At 67.7% G+C, this 16,394-nt stretch carries 15 protein-coding genes and 1 pseudogene; 6 read left to right on the top strand and 10 right to left on the bottom strand.

The features are described from left to right. From ACLBYD_RS13375 to ACLBYD_RS13365, 3 genes and pseudogenes are all read right to left on the bottom strand, one after another. A pseudogene (locus ACLBYD_RS13375) lies at positions 1 to 1,148 on the bottom strand (TIGR02680 family protein); the annotation flags it as partial. Further along, a complete protein-coding gene (locus ACLBYD_RS13370; protein ID WP_447816811.1) occupies positions 1,145 to 2,539 on the bottom strand; it encodes a TIGR02678 family protein in 1,395 nt (464 codons plus the stop codon). The gene ACLBYD_RS13370 and the pseudogene ACLBYD_RS13375, both read right to left, overlap by 4 nt. Beyond that, positions 2,536 to 4,026, bottom strand: coding sequence for a TIGR02677 family protein (locus ACLBYD_RS13365; RefSeq protein ID WP_447816818.1), 1,491 nt, complete (start codon positions 4,024 to 4,026; stop codon positions 2,536 to 2,538). The genes ACLBYD_RS13370 and ACLBYD_RS13365 overlap by 4 nt, the downstream gene beginning before the upstream one ends. A gap of 219 nt (positions 4,027 to 4,245) precedes the next feature. On the opposite strand from ACLBYD_RS13365, the gene ACLBYD_RS13360 reads away from it, so the two are divergent. Then, positions 4,246 to 5,574, top strand: a complete 1,329-nt coding sequence (locus tag ACLBYD_RS13360; RefSeq protein ID WP_447816810.1) for a PucR family transcriptional regulator — start codon at positions 4,246 to 4,248, stop codon at positions 5,572 to 5,574. Positions 5,575 to 5,581: 7 nt separating this feature from the next. On the opposite strand, the gene ACLBYD_RS13355 is transcribed toward ACLBYD_RS13360, so the two are convergent. Together ACLBYD_RS13355 and ACLBYD_RS13350 are read right to left on the bottom strand one after the other, a co-directional pair. Next, positions 5,582 to 6,166: an alpha/beta hydrolase gene (locus tag ACLBYD_RS13355; RefSeq protein WP_447816809.1), complete on the bottom strand. Its 585-nt coding sequence runs from the start codon at positions 6,164 to 6,166 to the stop codon at positions 5,582 to 5,584. Then, positions 6,166 to 6,600, bottom strand: a complete 435-nt coding sequence (locus ACLBYD_RS13350; RefSeq protein WP_447816808.1) for a hypothetical protein — start codon at positions 6,598 to 6,600, stop codon at positions 6,166 to 6,168. The genes ACLBYD_RS13355 and ACLBYD_RS13350 overlap by 1 nt, the downstream gene beginning before the upstream one ends. A gap of 523 nt (positions 6,601 to 7,123) precedes the next feature. On the opposite strand from ACLBYD_RS13350, the gene ACLBYD_RS13345 reads away from it, so the two are divergent. Continuing rightward, positions 7,124 to 7,477, top strand: a complete 354-nt coding sequence (locus ACLBYD_RS13345) for a Zn-ribbon domain-containing OB-fold protein (RefSeq protein ID WP_447816807.1) — start codon at positions 7,124 to 7,126, stop codon at positions 7,475 to 7,477. 10 nt (positions 7,478 to 7,487) lie between these two features. On the opposite strand, the gene ACLBYD_RS13340 is transcribed toward ACLBYD_RS13345, so the two are convergent. Then, positions 7,488 to 7,898, bottom strand: coding sequence for a RidA family protein (locus ACLBYD_RS13340; protein WP_447816806.1), 411 nt, complete (start codon positions 7,896 to 7,898; stop codon positions 7,488 to 7,490). 79 nt (positions 7,899 to 7,977) lie between these two features. Between ACLBYD_RS13340 and ACLBYD_RS13335 the strand changes: the two genes are divergently transcribed. Further along, positions 7,978 to 8,349, top strand: a complete 372-nt coding sequence (locus ACLBYD_RS13335) for a winged helix-turn-helix transcriptional regulator (protein WP_447816805.1) — start codon at positions 7,978 to 7,980, stop codon at positions 8,347 to 8,349. A gap of 5 nt (positions 8,350 to 8,354) precedes the next feature. Here the strand turns inward: ACLBYD_RS13335 and ACLBYD_RS13330 are convergent, their stop codons facing one another. Then, positions 8,355 to 8,945 carry a nucleotidyltransferase family protein gene (locus ACLBYD_RS13330; protein ID WP_447816804.1) on the bottom strand — a complete coding sequence of 197 codons (591 nt, stop codon included), beginning with the start codon at positions 8,943 to 8,945 and terminating at the stop codon, positions 8,355 to 8,357. A gap of 8 nt (positions 8,946 to 8,953) precedes the next feature. Further along, entirely contained in the window at positions 8,954 to 9,217 is a 264-nt protein-coding gene (locus ACLBYD_RS13325) for a GlsB/YeaQ/YmgE family stress response membrane protein (RefSeq protein WP_447816803.1), read from the bottom strand. Between the two features lie 193 nt (positions 9,218 to 9,410). Between ACLBYD_RS13325 and ACLBYD_RS13320 the strand changes: the two genes are divergently transcribed. The 3 genes from ACLBYD_RS13320 (at position 9,411) to ACLBYD_RS13310 (ending at position 12,907) form a co-directional block, all read left to right on the top strand. Further along, the gene (locus ACLBYD_RS13320; protein WP_447816802.1) at positions 9,411 to 10,784 is read left to right on the top strand and encodes a cytochrome P450; all 1,374 of its coding nucleotides are present in this window, start codon (positions 9,411 to 9,413) and stop codon (positions 10,782 to 10,784) included. Between the two features lie 62 nt (positions 10,785 to 10,846). Continuing rightward, the gene (locus ACLBYD_RS13315; protein ID WP_447816801.1) at positions 10,847 to 11,323 is read left to right on the top strand and encodes an SRPBCC family protein; all 477 of its coding nucleotides are present in this window, start codon (positions 10,847 to 10,849) and stop codon (positions 11,321 to 11,323) included. A gap of 114 nt (positions 11,324 to 11,437) precedes the next feature. Next, on the top strand, positions 11,438 to 12,907 hold the full coding sequence (locus tag ACLBYD_RS13310; protein ID WP_447816800.1) for an FAD-dependent monooxygenase: 1,470 nt from the start codon (positions 11,438 to 11,440) through the stop codon (positions 12,905 to 12,907). Between the two features lie 129 nt (positions 12,908 to 13,036). On the opposite strand, the gene ACLBYD_RS13305 is transcribed toward ACLBYD_RS13310, so the two are convergent. Both ACLBYD_RS13305 and ACLBYD_RS13300 read right to left on the bottom strand, forming a co-directional pair. Next, complete coding sequence (locus tag ACLBYD_RS13305; protein WP_447816799.1) at positions 13,037 to 14,524, bottom strand: NAD-dependent succinate-semialdehyde dehydrogenase; 1,488 nt, start codon at positions 14,522 to 14,524, stop codon at positions 13,037 to 13,039. Further along, the coding region (locus ACLBYD_RS13300) for an FAD-binding and (Fe-S)-binding domain-containing protein (protein ID WP_447816797.1) at positions 14,521 to 16,394 on the bottom strand (1,874 nt) is incomplete at its 5' end. The genes ACLBYD_RS13300 and ACLBYD_RS13305, both read right to left, overlap by 4 nt.

Below are 16,394 nucleotides of genomic sequence, written 5' to 3'. Positions count from 1 at the left end.
CGACGTGCCGCCGTCGCCGTCTCGAGCGCGGCGCGGGCACTGTCGTGGTCGCGGAGCCGGTCGGCCACGACGGCCTGGGCGCGGTTCGCCTGCTCGGCCTGCGCGGCGGTGGTGCGCTCGAGGTTCTTCACCGCGGACGCGAGGTCGTCGAGCTGCTGTTTGCCCTCGTAGGCGCTGGAGCGGTGTAGTGCCTCGAGGGTGGTGCGTGCCTGTTCGTGGTCGCGTTCGGCCACCAGGAGCTGTTCCTCGGAGGCGGTGCGTGCGGCGGCGGCCTCGGTGCGGGCCTCGGCCGCCTCACGCAGCGACCGGACCGCGGTGTCCACCACGCCGAGACGGGTGGCGACCTTGTCGACGGCGGTGCGCGCCTGCTGACGGATGTACTTCGAATACACCTTCACGAACTGCTGCGCCGCATCGTCGGCGGCCGCGAGGGACTCGAGGGTGCGTTCGACCTCCTCGATCGCGGAGAACGAGCGGGCGGCCTCGACGATGAGATCGTCGTCGAGGGGACGAAGACCGTCGGTCAGCGCCTGCGACAGGCCCTTCGGGTCGAGGTTCTTGGCGAGCTGGGGGCGGCGCAACGTGAGGATCAGGTTGATCATCTGGTCGTAGCGTTGCGCGCCCAGACCGAACATGCGCGCGTCGATCGCGGCCCGGTAGTCGACGGGACGATCGGCGATCGCGTCGGCCCCGATCCGATCGACCAGTTGTTTGCGGGTGAGCGGTCGGTCCTCGTCGTCGAGCAGCGAGAAGTCTACTCCCACACGGCCGTCGACGACGAAATGCCAGCGGGTGACCTTGTCGTTGCCACGGATGGCGCGCATCCCGATGCCGACGGTGACGGCCTCCGGGTCGTCGGCGCGGCCGCGGCAGAACTCCATCCACACGTACGAGTGGGCGCTGTCCTGCCCGCGGTACAGCAGGTTCGAGCGCATGGTGCGCTCCTCGCCGGCGAACGGGTTCAGACGTCGCGGTTCGATCCGGCCGTCGAGCACGAACGGGAACAGCACCTCGAGCGCCTTGGTCTTGCCCGACCCGTTCGGTCCGCGCAGCACCAATCGTCCGTCGGCGAACGAGAACTCCTGGTCGCGGTAGTCCCACAGATTGATGATCCCGGCACGCGTGGGGCGGAATCGGGCGCTGCTCATGAGATCTCCGTCGGGGTCGTATCGGGGGCGGGGACTGTCGGTGGGGTGGTCTCGGAGAACAGGTCGATTTCCGGATCCCGTTCGCGCACACTGACCGTCACGCCGCGGAAGCGGGCGATCGCGGGCAGGACGAGCACCCCGCCGGGCACCCGGGTCACCAGCCTCAGCCTGTCGAGCATGTCCACCGCGGCCTCGGTCAGTCCCGCGGGATCGGCCTGCCACTGCGCGGCGAAGGTCCGGCCGTAGATGTCGACGAGGCGACCGACCGTGCCCGCCAGCCACGAATCCTCGAGCAAGGGATGCTCGAGCGGGGCACGAGCGTCGTCGTCCTGCTCCTGTTCGTCGGGGATCGAGGTGTCGGACACCGCGAGCGGGGTGAACACCGTGGACCTCGGGATTGCGGAATCGACGGCCGCGACGAGAGCGTTCTGTGTCTGTGCAGGTACGGGTATCCGGGGTGGGGCAGGGGCGTCGGGATCGAGGACGCGATCGCACATTTCCCCGGCCAGCAACAGCGCGACCTGCGCGACCGTCCCCGTGTTCGGGAACCGCACGTCCGACAGTCGTCCCGAGGTGTCCACCAGCGCAACGCCTTCGGCGCGACGCTCACACACCAGGCCGGTGAGCAACTCCACCTCGTCGGTGGTGCGCGGCAACGCCAACTGCAGCGCCTCGTCGTCGTCGAGATCGTCGGCGTACACCACGGGACGCTGCACCAGTGCGCGTCGCACCCGCCGTCGGACCTCCGCCGTATCGGATTGCGGGGCACCGGCATTGCCGAGCAGACCACGAACCGATTCGAGATGCTGCAATGCCCGCGGCGGCCGGAACAGGGCGTGCACGACGGCACGGTCGACGTCGTAGAGCGCCTCACCGCTGTCGGGATCGCTCGCCCACCTGCCCGCATCACCGTCGGCGAGGGTGATCGCGCCGCGCACGCCGAGCCAGGTCACGGCATCTACGAAGGCATCGCGATCGGCGGCGCGTTCGGTGTCGAGCTCGACACCGTCCACCCGGCTCGCCTCGGAGGCGACGTGCTCGGCGAGTTCGGACAGCGTGATCTGCCCGGCGCCGCGACCGAGCGCGGCGATCGCCAACGCGAGATAGGCGTACCGGCGCCGGTCGAACGGCCGGCCGGTGTGCGTCGACGTGCCCGCCCCCGCGTCGAGGCGATCGGCGACGGTGAACAGCCGCGCGGTGGTCTCGGTGACCTCGAGCCGGTATCCGAAGGCGGCGAGCAGATCGTCGCGCAGCTCGGTGGCCCAGCGGCGCACCGTCGCGAGCGCCGACCGATCGGGGAAGGTCGCGGTGACGAGATGATGGGTGAGCACCAGCCGCGCGGCGCGCTGATACGAATCCAGCTCGACGGACGGGATCGAACGCGCCCTCATCGCACCTCCACCGACAGACCGTCGAGATACAGGCGTCCGCGCGCGGTGTGCACCACCGTCGACTCGCCGCTCGGTCGGAGCGTGAGCTTGACGCCGTTCTGCGTACCGGAGGAGGCATCGTCGCTGCGCACCCGCCCGCTCACGGGCACGCGGGCCGACAGTGCGGCGTCGAGCAGGCTCAACAGCACCTCCGCTTCCGGTTCGCTCAGATTCCGTTCGCGCACACCTCCGGCGGCGAGGGAGCGCGCCGCCTCTGCCCGGCGACGCTGCTTCTCGAGCTGGGCCTCGCGCAGCCGCCGTACCCCGGCGTCGTTGCGCTGGATCCGTCCCGGTGCTCCCGCTGCGGGGCGCCGGCCGGTCTCGGCGAGGGTGCGGGCGATCTCCACGGGGGGCGCCTCCCACCACGACCGGGTGACCGGCACGATGTCGGCATCGGGATGGGCGACGGAGAAGTGGCGGGGCCGGCCCAGGTCGAAGACCGCGCCGAACAGGGCGTGCGCGGCGTCCTCGGACGGCGCGGCGGCGAACCAACCGGCGAGATGCCGCAGCTGCGACTCGCGGCTGACACCCCCGCGACGCTGCTCGGTGAGCCGCCGCAGCAACCCGAGCACCGCGGAGATCGCATTGATGGTCGCGCCGCGCAGGCGTTCGGATTCGCTCGGTTCGGAGCCCACACCGACGAACCAGTGTTCGATGCCCCACCAGCGCTGCGCCCAGTCCGCTTCGCGTTCCTCGAACGAGAGCAGCACCCGCTCGTCGTGCCGGGCCGCGGCCGCGGTGAGCTTCTGGACGCCGGTGGCCTGCACCCGGTCGAGTGCCGCGGAGAGCTTCGGGGCGTAGCGGGCCAGGTCGGTGCTGAACTCGCGCATATGGGTGAGCAGCGCGTCCTTGTGGGCGAGGAAGGTCTCCGGGGTGACCTCGGTGGTGCGCACCAGCTCGCCGAGGACGAGATAGAAACGGGCGGCGCGCTCGGCCATGTCCGACAACGTCGCGTCGAGGCGGCTCAACTTCCGGTAGACCAGCTCGCCGTCGCCGGCCGCGTTCGCGTCGGCGAGATCGTTGAGATCGGCAAGCAGATCGGGAAGGGCCAGACGCGACAGCGAGACGTCCTCCCCGCGGGAGGACAACACGTCCTCCACGGCGCGGAACACCCGGTAGCCCGCCTGCCCGAACTGGTAGACGTAGTGCCGGTTGCGGTACTCGGCGAGCGTCGCCGCCCGGGATCCGTCGTAGCTGCGTTCGAGCACACCCCACGCGTGCAGCTGCTCGAGCAGCGCCGGGATCTCGGAGGAATCGGGCACGTCGTCGCCGCTCGCGCCGGGCAGCCGGGTGAGGACGTTCTCGACGTCGCCGGCGTGCAATAGCACCGAGTAGTTGCCGCGCGCATGATCGAATGCGCGCAGAACCCACAGGTAGTGCACCCTTTTCTCGGCCGTCGCGAACGAGAACAGGCGCAGGCGGTCGTCCCGCACCAACGCGTCCTCCATCGCGCCGAACCGCGCTCGGCCTGATTCACTCACCGTGACAGGTTAGGCGGCGCAACCGACGGGTCCGGACAACACCCGGCGTGAGTGTCGGCACGATCGTTGCCCGATGGACGCCCCGATCCGCGGTGGCGGCCCGCCCCGAGCCGTTACGGTCGAGGCGGTGCGCTCGGCAAGGGCAGTGCACCCGGACGGACGCCGCAGCCTCCGGAATCGGACACGATGAATCCTCACGAGATCGGACAGGACACCCACAGAGTGGGCGATCCCGGACCTGCCACGCGTGCACTGATCGAGGCGGTCGCCGACCTGTCGACGACGCGGCACGCCGAGATCACGCAGTACATGACCGAGCGGATCTCGGCCGAGATCGAGGCGATGTCCACCGACCGCCACACCCGCCGCTCCCTCGCCCAGGCCGCGGAGGAAGGCGTCGCAGCCATCACCCGGTTCCTGCGGGACGACCTCGAGGAGATCGAGATCCCGGCGGCGTCCTACTCGCTGGTGCGCATGCTGGCCCGACAGGGATTCCCGGTCTCGGTGGTCGACCGCAGCAACCGGCTCGCGCAGGACAGCATCATGCGCTGGTGCCTCGAGGTGCTGGCCGGACTCAGCGACGACGCCGCGGCAGTGATGCAGGCGGGCGTGGAGATCCTGATGAAACTCTCCGCCGGGATCGACGGGGTGTCGCAGTTGCTGCTCGGGGTCTACGAGACCGAGCGCGACACCTGGCTGCTCAACCGCAACGCCTCCCGGACCGCCCGCATCCAGGACATCCTGGCCGGACGACCGATCGAGGTGGGGGACGCCGAGCGCACCCTCGGCTACCGGCTCGGCCAGCACCACCTCGGGGTGATCGTCTGGACGGACGACATCGAAGTGGTCGGCGGGGACCGGTCCGGCACCGAATGGAACGGCCTCGAGCAGGCGGTGACGGCTCTGGCCGAACATCTCGGGCGGGGAGGTCGGGTGCTGTTCGAGCAGTTCGACGAGTACACCGCCTGGGCATGGATCCCGCTCGGCACGGTCGATCGCATCGACCCGAGCGGAATGTCCGGGATCGTCGCGTCCTGGAAGCGACCCGTCGGTGTCGCCGTCGGCGCGCCGCAGGAGGGGATCGATGGTTTCGTCCGGACGCACCGGCAGGCGGCGCAGGCGCGGGAGGTGGCTCTGACGTCGGCTCTGCCGGGTCCGCGTCTCGTCTCGATCGACGAGGTCGGCGCGGTCGCGTTGATGTGCACGAATCTCGAATGGGCCCGCGCCTGGGTGGGGGATGTGCTCGGCCGCCTCGCCGCCGACGATCCCGCTGCCGCACAACTGCGGCACACACTGCGGGAATTCCTTTCCAGCGGAGGGAGTTTCGTCGCCACAGCGGAAAGGCTGCATCTGCACCGGAATTCGGTCGCCTACCGGATCAGCAAGGCGGAGGAGCAGATCGGGCACAGCGTCCGCGAGTGTCGACTCGACCTCGAGAACGCGCTCGCGCTGTGCCACTGGCTCGGCGCCGCCGTGCTCGCCCCCGATTCGGAGATTCCGCCCGCGTCCGGCTGACTGCGCGTCAGCGGGAGCCGGGCACGGCGCTGCGAACGAACCGTCCGATCTCGCCGATCGCGCGGACTCCTTCAAGTAGCAGATCCGCGGCGGTCTGGAATACGTGCACCTGCCGGTCCCAGACCTGCAGTTCGCACGCGATACCGGCGTCGGCGAGACGGTCGGCCATCGATTCCGCGTCCACCAGGAACAATTCGTGCGAGCCGACCTGGATGAGTGTGGGCGGCATGCCCGACAGATCCGCGTCGGCGGGACAGATCCGCCCCGACTCCTGGCGACGTCCTGCAAGGCCGGCCAGCGCTTCGAGTGCGTTGCCGGGCAGCGCGCAGTGTGCGGCGTTGGAGTGACCGAGCTTGCGGGCGGGATCCAGCTCGGTGAGCGGGGACAGGGCGACGATCGCTCCCGGCACCGGGATGCCCCGGTCGCGCAACGCGAGCGACACCATGAAGGCCAGATAGCCGCCGGCGGAATCACCGGCGATCACGATCTGCTCGGGTCGGTAACCGGCGGCGAGCAGGAAGAGATAACCCTCGACACCGTCGTCGACGGCGTCGTCGATCGAGTGCTTCGGCAGCATCCGGTAGTCGACCATCAGCACGGGGTGCGGCCGGCATCGGAGATCCGCGAGACGAGGCGGAGGTGGCTGCGGATCCCGCCGCACAGGAAGCCGCCGCCGTGCAGGTAGAGCATCACCCGATCGAATCCCGTCCGCGGGCCTTCCACCCAGGAACCTGTGCAGTTCGGCAACCGGACGGGAGCGCACACCGTCCCGTCGATCGCCGGAAGCAGCGCCCCGGCGGCGTCCAGCAGACCCGTCGGCCAGGGCAGCGCCGTCGAGCGGCTCCACAGCCCGAGCAGCGGACGCACCGACATCCGCATCGCCTGCGCCAGTACTCTGGACTGACGGCTCGAACCGGGGAAGTCGCGCCTTCGGACCGGAGTCGAGCGACCGGGGGAGTGCGGCGGCCGAGGCGTCGGCAGATCGCGCGGAACGAGGGGTGCGCGCACGTCGCGTGCGGTCGTCACGGGGAAGAGCTCCTCACAACCGGTGGGGTGTCTGCGACCGGTCGATCCGCGAAGGGGAGACGGTCGAACAGCGGCGAGTCGACCCGGCGAAGCGGGTGCCGCTGTCTTCCACGTTAAGGACGAACGTCCCTCGGTTCACCGGTGTGTCTGCACACTGTTTCGGTTGTGGTTCGGGCTGCGCGCACAGTGTCCGAGCGTGGCACCGGGTGCCGGTGCGAGCTGGATCACGTCTGATCGAGACAGACCTGGAAGGTCGGGAGCTTGTTTCGGGCACTTGTCCGAGTGGCATTCGGTGGCCCGAACGGCCTGAACGGCCCTGTCGACCGACCCGGCATTGTGCGCTGCGACCAGCGAACCCCCACGATCTGTGTGCTCGCGTACCGATGGAAAAGGTCCCGGGTCGACCTACCTTCGAATAGGGGGCCGATGATCGGAGCCACGTCATCGGCCCGTCGGGGGTCCCGCCCCCTCTACGACGGACCGCTTCGTGGCTCGGACATTCTCCGTTGACGGAAGGACCGCGATGGCGCCCCACGCGACGCAGAACTGCATGACGATCCTGCGCTGCGGAAGCTGCACGACGCTTCACGCTCCCGAGACAGCGCGCTGCTCCTCCTGCGGCGGCGCGAACCTCGAGTCCGCCCGCTGCTCCGGCAACGGCTCGATCGTGTCCTGGAAGGTCGTCGAACCGCTCGACGTCGGCGCGCAGGACGACAGCGCGGTCACCCTCGCGATCGTCGAACTCGACGACGGGCCATGGCTCTACTCGAAGATCGAAGGATCGTTCCCCGACTGCGCCGAGGCCCGGGTGCGGGTCGCGTTCCGGTCCACTGCGGGTGACGACGGATTCCCCGTCTTCGGGATCTGCGCGGCCTGATCTACGACGCTCATCCCTCGAGAACCGCGGTGGCTTCGATCTCCACGAGCACGGCAGGTTCGTAGAGCGCCGCGACACCGATCAGCGATGCCGGCGGCATCGGATCGGGCAGATCGATCTCCTGCGCGACGGCCTGCACACCGGCCATGAACTGTCCGATCTTCTCTGGATGCCAGTCTGTGACGTAGAACGTCAGGCGCACGACATCGCGGAAGGTCGCGCCGGCTCCGTCCAAGCCTCGTGCGACGTTGCGCAGCGCTTGGGCCACCTGACCGGCCAGCTCGGTAGGAATCGGTGAGCCGTCCGGCATGTGTGCGACCTGTCCGGCGAGATGGACCTGTCGCGTGCCGGTGGAGACTGCGACGTGGTGATAGGGAGCGTTCGGCAGCGTGCCTTCGGGGCTGAACAGGGTGACGGACACGGAGTTCTCCTGGGGTCGGAACCAAGTGGTATCCGATTTATACTTGGTGTCCGGAAGTCACTTCAACGAAACCAGGTTCATGTCGGATACCGCTGACCACGATCTGCTCGCCGTCGCCGCCCACCGGGAACTGTTGGGGCAGATCCTCGACAAGTGGTCCCTGAGCGTGCTCACCGAATTGTGCGAGGCTCCGCGCCGCTTCAACGAGCTGCGGCGCGCCGTTCCCGAGGTCACGCAGAAATCCCTGACGACCACGCTGCGCAGACTCGAACGCAACGGAATCGTCGAACGCCGGGTGGTGAACACCCGTCCCGTCGCGGTCGAATACCGCATCACGCCACTGGGGAAGACGGTGCGCGAACCGATCGACGCCCTGCTGCTGTGGGCGTCGACGAATCTTCCTCGCATCGAGGAAGCGCGACGCAGATTCGACGAGGATCTCGACGAATGAGGATGTCAGCGCTCGGGCCACGGTTCGACGACCAATCGAGGCCATTCCACCTGCCATCGTCGGGCTTTCGCTTCGTACACCTCGCGAGGTGCCAGCACCGGATTCGGGCGGAGCACCATCCCGAACAGGTCGTCGAAACCGTGCGGAGCGTAGACCCGTAGGCCTGATCCGGGCTCGCGGGTGATGCCGAAACAACACGTGGTGGATGCGAAATGGTCGATGGCGTCGGCGCTGCTGGTGAACGGATCGGCCGGAACACCGAAATGCTCCTCGTACCAGAGATGCACCCGCGCCTCGTTGCGCACCTCGACCACGGCGTCGACGTCCGCGAACAACGCCGCGGCCTTCTCGATGACACGGTCCTCGGCCTCGTAGCTCAGCTCGGAGTCGTCGAAGTAGAACAGATCGTAGTCCCGGATGCCGGCCTGCGGGTCGCGGCCGTCGAGAAAGTTCCAGACCGTCTGGAAGACTCCGCCCGCGGTGAGATACCAGTCTCCGATGCCGAGTTCGCCCGCCCGGTCCAGGACGACCCGGCACACCGGATTTCCGAGAACGATGTCGAGCAATCGCTGCTCGTCCGCGGGATGGGAGGTCACTCGGACATCTACGCCTGACGCGAGCGTGCTTTCCAGGCCGACCAGGCAGCGGTCACGATGATCGCGCCGGCGAGGGAGCCGATGATCCCACTGGGACGCAGTTCGAGCCCGTCGCCTGCGAGAAGGCTGATGAGCAGACCGCCGACGAGCGAGCCACCGATGCCCGCGACGAACGCGAGCGTCCAGTCGATCCCGATTCCGGACCTGCCCACGATGAGCTGTGCCACCGCGCCGACGAGCAGCCCGAACAGAATGATTCCGATGATCAACATTGCGCGAGTATTAGTGGACATCTTCACGCGGACACCGCTTTACGGCTCGAAAGTGCAATTCGAGATCCGATCTTCCCACGGGTCGAAATGTTGTTACATGCGAGCCTGCCCTTCGAGTTCAGCAAGGTTGCGGTTGCGCAATGCCTCAGTAGTGGGTCTGGTGTGACCGTCCGAGGCGGACCACACTCGAAGAATGGCCAGGACAAGCGCACAGGCCCAGGATTTTCCGATTGCGCCCGACGTGCCGATGCATTTGATCGACCGCATCCGAGCACTCCGACATCTCGATACCGGTCCCGAGAAATTCCGTGATGCAGGCGGGCCGGTCACCCTCGTACATATCGGTCCTGCCCGGTGGGCGCCGACCTTCGCTATCGTCACCTCACCGCAGGGCGCCCACGATGTTCTCGGCGGTTCCGACGGTTCCTTCGACAAGGAAATGACCGTCCACGTCGAAGGACGGGTGTGGGTCGGCGACAATCTCTTCAATCTTCCTCACGATTTGTGGGTGCCGCACCGTCGTGCGTTGCAGCCTTTGTTCACCAAGAAGCACGTAGCGGTCTACGCCGACCGGATCGCCGAGGTCGCCGACACGATGGCGGCAGAGTGGAGCGAGGGCGGGTCGATCGATCTCGACACCGAAACCCGGCGACTCACCCTGCGCGTCCTTGGACGGTCACTCTTCGGAGCGGATCTCAGCGAGAAATCCGAAGCTGTCGGAGTTCCACTCGGACAGGTGGTGCAATTCGTGGGACGACGTGCCCTGCAACCGATACGAACCCCGGCATGGCTGCCGACACGTGCCCGTCATCGTTTCCGTGTTTCGTTGGCTGTTGTCACCGAAACGCTCGACGAGGCGATGGACGCCGCGCGGAGCGGTGCTGGCAATGGCGCCGAATTGATCAAGTTGTTCTTCGAGCTCACCGATCCGGTCACTGGCAGAGCGTTCAGCGACGAGAAGATCCGTGACGAGTTGCTCGCGTTTCTCTTCGCGGGTCACGACACCACCGCGACCACTCTCGCCTACAGCTTGTGGCAGCTCGGCCGCAATCGCGAGATGCAGGAGCGGGTGGCGCGGGAAGCTGCAGCCATCGGAGACCGCCTGTTGCGCGCGAGCGATGTCGGGGATCTGCCCTACACCGTCCAGATAGTCCATGAGTCACTGAGGATGTGTCCGCCCGCAGCGACGGCCGCGCGAATGGCAATGCGCGACGTGGAGGTCGACGGTTACCGTATCCCTGCCGGGACGAATACGATCGTCGGCACCTACGCGCTCCACCATGATCCGTCGCTCTGGGACGAGCCCGAGAAATTCGACCCGGATCGGTTCGCCCCCGGGCAATCGGTAGACAGGTCGCGGTGGCAGTATCTGCCGTTCGGTGGTGGCCCACGCACCTGCATCGGAGATCATTTCGCCATGCTCGAAGCAATCCTGGGCCTCGCCAGTGTGGTGCGAAAACTCAAGGTGGAATCCCTTCACGACGATTTTCCGGTAAAGACGCCGTTCACCTTGGTCGCGGCCGGACCCGTGCCCGCGCGTGTGGGGACCAGAGCCGTCGCTGCGTAGTCGTCGGCAAGGGCAGGCAGGCAGGCAGGTGCGTCGCGCCGCACTGATCGGGACAGGGCAGGATGGTGGCCATGCAGACCACACCTCTGACCTTTGAGTCCTCCGTCGTCGTTTCCGCCACCCCCGACGAGGTGTACGCCCTCGTCTCCGATGTCACCCGCACGGGTGAATGGTCGCCCGTCTGCGCGGAGTGCTGGTGGGACGAAGGGCAGGGCCCCGAGGTCGGTTCCTTTTTCACCGGCCGGAACGTCACTCCCGAGCGCACCTGGGAAACACGGTCGGAGGTCGTCGTAGCATCCCCGGGCCGCGAATTCGCATGGTCGGTCGGCCCGGGCCTCGTGCGCTGGAGCTACGTCATCAAGCCTGCGGACGCCGGCACGGAACTGACCGAGACCTGGGAGTTCACCGAAGCAGGGCAGAAGTTCTTCCACGAGAAGTTCGGGACGGAAGCTCCTGCTCAGATCGCTGCGCGGGAACAGGCCGCCCGCAGTGGAATTCCGGTGACCCTGGACGCGATCAAGCGCATCCTCGAGAGCTGACAGCAGAACGCTCGTCGTTCCTTCTCCTTTTACCGTATCGCGCTGGTGGGGACTTGCCGCAAGTCCCCACCTGGGGCTCATACTGCCCGTCCGGTGTCGAGGAGAGGGACGGATATGCACGAGGTCGCAGTGGTCGGGTGCGGACCGACGGGAATGATGCTGGCGGGAGAGTTGCGCCTGGCCGGGGTGGACGTCGTCGTACTCGAACGTCGCGGATCGCAGGAACTCGCAGGGTCGCGGGGCGGCGGCATCCATGCCCGCACGATCGAACTGCTCGATCAACGAGGAATCGCCGAGCGATTCCTCGCCGAGGGGCGGACGGTGAACACCGCGACCTTCGGGGGCACCAGGCTAGACGTGGGCCGTCTGCCCACCCGCCATCCGTACACGCTGGCGTTGTTCCAGAACCACATCGAACGGCTGCTGCTGCAGTGGATCGAGGAACTCGGCGTGCCGATCCGGCGGAACATCGAGGTCGTCGGGGTTCACGCGGACGAGGAAAACGTGCACCTTCGGCTCGCATCAGGGGAGACGGTGCAGGCTCGGTACGTGGTGGGTGCCGACGGCGGGCGCAGTGTCGTGCGCCGCGAGGCCGGGATCGGATTCGAGGGGTCGGCTGCGACACGTAGCAGCCTGATCGCCGAAGTGCGGGTCACCGAGGAACTCCCCACCGACGCGAAGATCGACGAGCGCGGTGTTCACGGTCTGTATCCCATGGGAGAGGGCCGAGCTCGGGTTGTGGTGACCGAAGCCGAACTGGGACCTCCCACGCCGCCGGCGCTGGACGACCTGCGACGAGAACTGCTCCACGTATTCGGCACCGATTTTGGTGTGCACGATCCCACCTGGCTCTCACGGTTCACCGACGCGACCAGGCAGGCGACGGCCTATCGCGCGGGCCGGGTCCTGCTCGCGGGCGACGCTGCACACGTGCATTCACCCACCGGCGGACTGGGTATCGGCCTGGGCATCCAGGATGCCGTCAACCTCGGCTGGAAAATCGGGCAGGTCGTGCGAGGGGTCTCGGGGGAGGATCTGCTCGACACCTACCATGCCGAACGGCACCCGGCCGGGGCGCAAGCACTGAAATTCACGATGGCCCAATCCCTTTTTCAGAAGGCCGATTCGCGCCAGGAGGCCCTGCGCGATCTGATCGACGAGGTGCTCCGCGTCGACGATGCCGGCTCACCGATCGCGGCGTTGATCTCCGGCCTCGACGTCGCCTACGGCCTCGGTGAGGGACACCCGCTGCTGGGACGGCGCATGCCGGATCTCGACATCATCGCCGAGGAGAAGCCGGTGCGAGTGTTCGGGCTCATGCACCGGGCTCGCCCAATTCTGCTGCAATTCGACGTCCCGCCAATCGATTCCGGATATCTTCCTGAACGCGTCGACCACGTGCGAGCGCGCTACGAGGGCACATGGGACTTGCCGTTGCTCGGGGAGGTCGTCGCGCCGTCGGCTGTGCTCGTGCGCCCGGACGGGCACGTGGCCTGGGTGGGGGAGGGCTCGACGGACGGTCTCGACGCCGCGCTCGCGAAGTGGTGCGGCACTGCGGCCGGCCGACCAGGAACCGTTGCGTGAGCAGGTTATTCCTGACCTACGCGGGTAGACCGTACCTACCTTGCGCGCCGAACCGGGCTTCGCGCGCGTTGCAGCTGCGGCGAAACACGGTTCGGCGCGCAAGGATCGGCGGCGCAGTGAGACCATGCGTCACCGACGAGGAACAGCGACGTACTTGACCTCGAGGAACTCGTCGATACCGATGGTGCTTCCCTCACGTCCGAGACCCGATGCCTTGATACCGCCGAACGGTGCCGCGGGGTTGGACACGATGCCGGTGTTCAGCCCGACCATGCCGACCTCGAGCGCTTCGCTGACACGGAAACTGCGGTCGACATCCTGGGTGAAGATGTATCCGGCCAGTCCCCAGGGCGTGTTGTTGGCGATCTCGACGACCTCGTCCTCGGTATCGAAGACGACGATGGGCGCGACCGGCCCGAAGATCTCCTCGCTCATCAACGCCGCGTCCTTCGATACGTCGGCGAGGACGGTGGGTGGGTAGAAGTAGCCGGGCCCCTCGAGCCGGCTGCCGCCACACACCACGCGCGCTCCACGTCCGACGGCATCGGCGACGAGACGTTCCACCTTCGTCAGAGCCTTCTCCTCGACCAGCGGACCGACTTGGGTGCCCTCGACCAGGCCGTCCCCGACGGCGAGGGCACCCATACGGGCAGCGAGCTTCTCGGCGAACCGATCGGCGACCGCGCGGTGCACGAAGATGCGGTTCGCGGCGGTGCAGGCCTCACCCATGTTGCGCATCTTCGCGGCGAGCGCGCCGTCGACGGCCCGGTTGAGATCGGCGTCCTCGAACACGATGAACGGGGCATTTCCGCCCAGCTCCATCGAGCTGCGCATCACGTGCTGGGATGCTTGTGCGAGCAGCCGGATGCCCACCGCAGTCGAACCGGTGAAACTGATCTTGCGTGCGATACCGCTGGACATCCAGGTCGAGACGACCTCCCCGGGTGCGGTGGTGGGCACGACGTTCAGCACACCCTTGGGCACACCGGCCTCGACGAGCACGTCGACCAGGGCCAGCGAGGTCAACGGCGTCAGCTCCGAGGGTTTGAAGACGATGGTGCACCCGGCTGCGATGGCGGGTCCGATCTTGCGGGTACCCATGGCGAGCGGGAAGTTCCACGGCGTGACGAGGACGCAGGGTCCCACCGGCTCCTTGGACACCAGGATGCGGGTCGCGCCGTCGCCGGTGCTGGTCACATCGCCGCCGATGCGGACGGCTTCCTCGGAGAACCACCGGAAGAACTCCGCGGCGTAGGCGACCTCGCCCTTCGCCTCGGCGAAGGGTTTGCCCATCTCGGTGGTCATGATGGTCGCGAACTCGTCCTGCCGCTCCAGGATGAGCTCGTAGGCCCGGCGAAGGATCACGCTGCGTTCGCGCGGAGCGGTCTTCGCCCAGTGCTTCTGCACGCGAGCACAGGTCTCGACGGCACGCCGGGCGTCGTCGGCGTTGCCGTTCGCGACGGTCGCGATGACCTCCTCGGTCGCCGGGGCGACGACCTCGAATCGTTCGCCGGTGGTCGATTCGACCCACTCACCGTCGATGAACAATCCTGTGCTGACGCGGGACACTGCGTCGGAGACGCCCACCCGTGTCCCGACAATCGTTGCATCGGTCATGCGCTTTCCTCCTCGGAGATGGTGTTGTTCATCGACATTCGTGGCCCGGGGTCGAGCAGTTCTGCGAGATGTTGCCCCGGAGCGGACACGTCGATCTGCGCGACCTGCATCGCGCACGAGAAACCGTCGGTGACCACCGCGGAGTCGTCGTCGGCCGCGCGCAGTGCCGGGGCGAGGGAGGTCTCGGCGACCTTCATGCTGATGTCGTGATGCTGTTTCTCGAATCCGAAGTTTCCTGCCACGCCGCAGCATCCGACTGCATCGCGGACGTCGTCGACTCCCGCTGCGGTCAGGATCCGGCGATGGCTTCCGGCACCGAACACGGAGTACTCGTGGCAATGGGTCTGCAGCACCATCTCGTTCGGTAGCGGCTGTGCAGGGGCGGGTGTCCAGCCGTTGCGCACCATGGTGTCCAGGTAGGACGCGAAGCTGTGGACCCGTGCGGCGACGCGACGCGCAGCCTCGGTGGGCACCAGCTCGGGCAGGTCCTTACGTAGTGCGGCGGCGCAACTCGGCTCGACGACGACGATCGGCCGGTCGGTGCCGTCGTCGAGTGTGCGGGCGGCGTGGGAGAGTTTCTTCTTCGCGGTGTCGAGCTGGCCGGTGGAGATCCACGTCAGTCCGCAGCACGCGTCCGCGGAGCAGCTCACCTGCTGATCCGCCGAGGCGAGCACGCGGGCGGCGGCACCGGCGACCTCCGGTCGCAGCCCTTTGGTGAAGGTGTCGACGAACAGCACCACCGGCGTCGAACCGGACCGGCCGCGGAGCGCGTCGCTCACGGCCTTCTTCCAGGCCCGCCGGGAGGCGAATGGCGGAAGTACCCGGTCGGGGGAGATGCCGCTGAGAGCGGCGGCGCGCTTGGCGAGAGGAGTGCGCAGGACCGCGTTGACCAGCGGTGCTGCCAACCCCGTGATGCGGAACCAGCGTGGCAGCCAACCCAGCGAATAGTGCGATACCGGTCGTCGTGTGCCGTCGTAGTAGTGCGAGAAGAACTCGGATTTGTAGGTGGCCATGTCGACGCCGGCCGGGCAGTCGGTCGAGCAGGCCTTGCACGACAGGCACAGATCGAGTGCCTCACGCACCTCCTCGGACTTCCACCCTTGTTCGATCGTGCGGGCGCCGCGCACCATCTCCTGCAGGACCCGGGCCCGGCCGCGAGTGGAGTCCTTCTCGTCGCGGGTCGCGCGATAGCTCGGGCACATCACGCCACCCGAGTCGGCCCGGCACCGTCCGACGCCGATGCAGCCCTGGACGGCGTGCACCCACGGGTCGGGGGTGTGTTGCGGTCGCACCCAGTCGGGGCGGACGGCCTCGATCGGGTGCAGGTCGTAGTGGGTACGCCAGGGGCGTTCGGGAACGCCCGCCAACGCCAGATCGTCATCGATCCGCGCCGGGTCGGTCAGCGATCCCGGGTTCAGGATGCCTTTCGGGTCCCAGATCGTGCGGAAGGCACGGAATGCGCTCATCATCCGCACCGAGTACATCACCGGCAGCAGTTCCGAGCGGGCACGGCCGTCGCCGTGTTCTCCGGAGAGCGATCCGCCGTGACGGACCACCAGATGTGCGGCGTCGTGGGTGAACTCGCGGAAGACCTGCCGGCCTTCCTCGGTGCGCAGGTCGTAGGTGATGCGGATGTGCATGCAGCCGGCGCCGAAGTGCCCGTACATCACGCCCTGCAGACCGTGCCGGTCGAGCAGTGCGCGGAAGTCCTGGAGGTAATCGGCGAGGTTCTCCGGCGCGACAGCGGAATCCTCCCAGCCCGGCCAGGATTCGCCGCCGGATGCCAGGCGGGACGAGAGTCCGGCGCCGTCCTCGCGCACCCGCCACAGGGAAGCACGCTCGGTGGTGTCGGCCGCGATGCGGCCGTCGA

This window comes from Rhodococcus sp. C26F (assembly GCF_053345925.1).
The sequence above is the reverse complement of the archived record's forward strand: the minus strand, read 5'-3'. Positions and strand labels throughout refer to the sequence as shown.

Coding starts and splice junctions, on each gene's coding strand:
- ACLBYD_RS13360 (WP_447816810.1), top strand. CDS start 4,246: ATGAATCCTCACGAGATCGGACAGGACACCCACAGAGTGGGCGATCCC.
- ACLBYD_RS13355 (WP_447816809.1), bottom strand. CDS start 6,166: ATGGTCGACTACCGGATGCTGCCGAAGCACTCGATCGACGACGCCGTC.
- ACLBYD_RS13315 (WP_447816801.1), top strand. CDS start 10,847: ATGGTGGCCATGCAGACCACACCTCTGACCTTTGAGTCCTCCGTCGTC.
- ACLBYD_RS13345 (WP_447816807.1), top strand. CDS start 7,124: ATGGCGCCCCACGCGACGCAGAACTGCATGACGATCCTGCGCTGCGGA.
- ACLBYD_RS13370 (WP_447816811.1), bottom strand. CDS start 2,539: ATGAGGGCGCGTTCGATCCCGTCCGTCGAGCTGGATTCGTATCAGCGC.
- ACLBYD_RS13335 (WP_447816805.1), top strand. CDS start 7,978: ATGTCGGATACCGCTGACCACGATCTGCTCGCCGTCGCCGCCCACCGG.
- ACLBYD_RS13365 (WP_447816818.1), bottom strand. CDS start 4,026: ATGGAGGACGCGTTGGTGCGGGACGACCGCCTGCGCCTGTTCTCGTTC.
- ACLBYD_RS13310 (WP_447816800.1), top strand. CDS start 11,438: ATGCACGAGGTCGCAGTGGTCGGGTGCGGACCGACGGGAATGATGCTG.
- ACLBYD_RS13305 (WP_447816799.1), bottom strand. CDS start 14,524: ATGACCGATGCAACGATTGTCGGGACACGGGTGGGCGTCTCCGACGCA.
- ACLBYD_RS13320 (WP_447816802.1), top strand. CDS start 9,411: ATGGCCAGGACAAGCGCACAGGCCCAGGATTTTCCGATTGCGCCCGAC.
- ACLBYD_RS13325 (WP_447816803.1), bottom strand. CDS start 9,217: ATGTTGATCATCGGAATCATTCTGTTCGGGCTGCTCGTCGGCGCGGTG.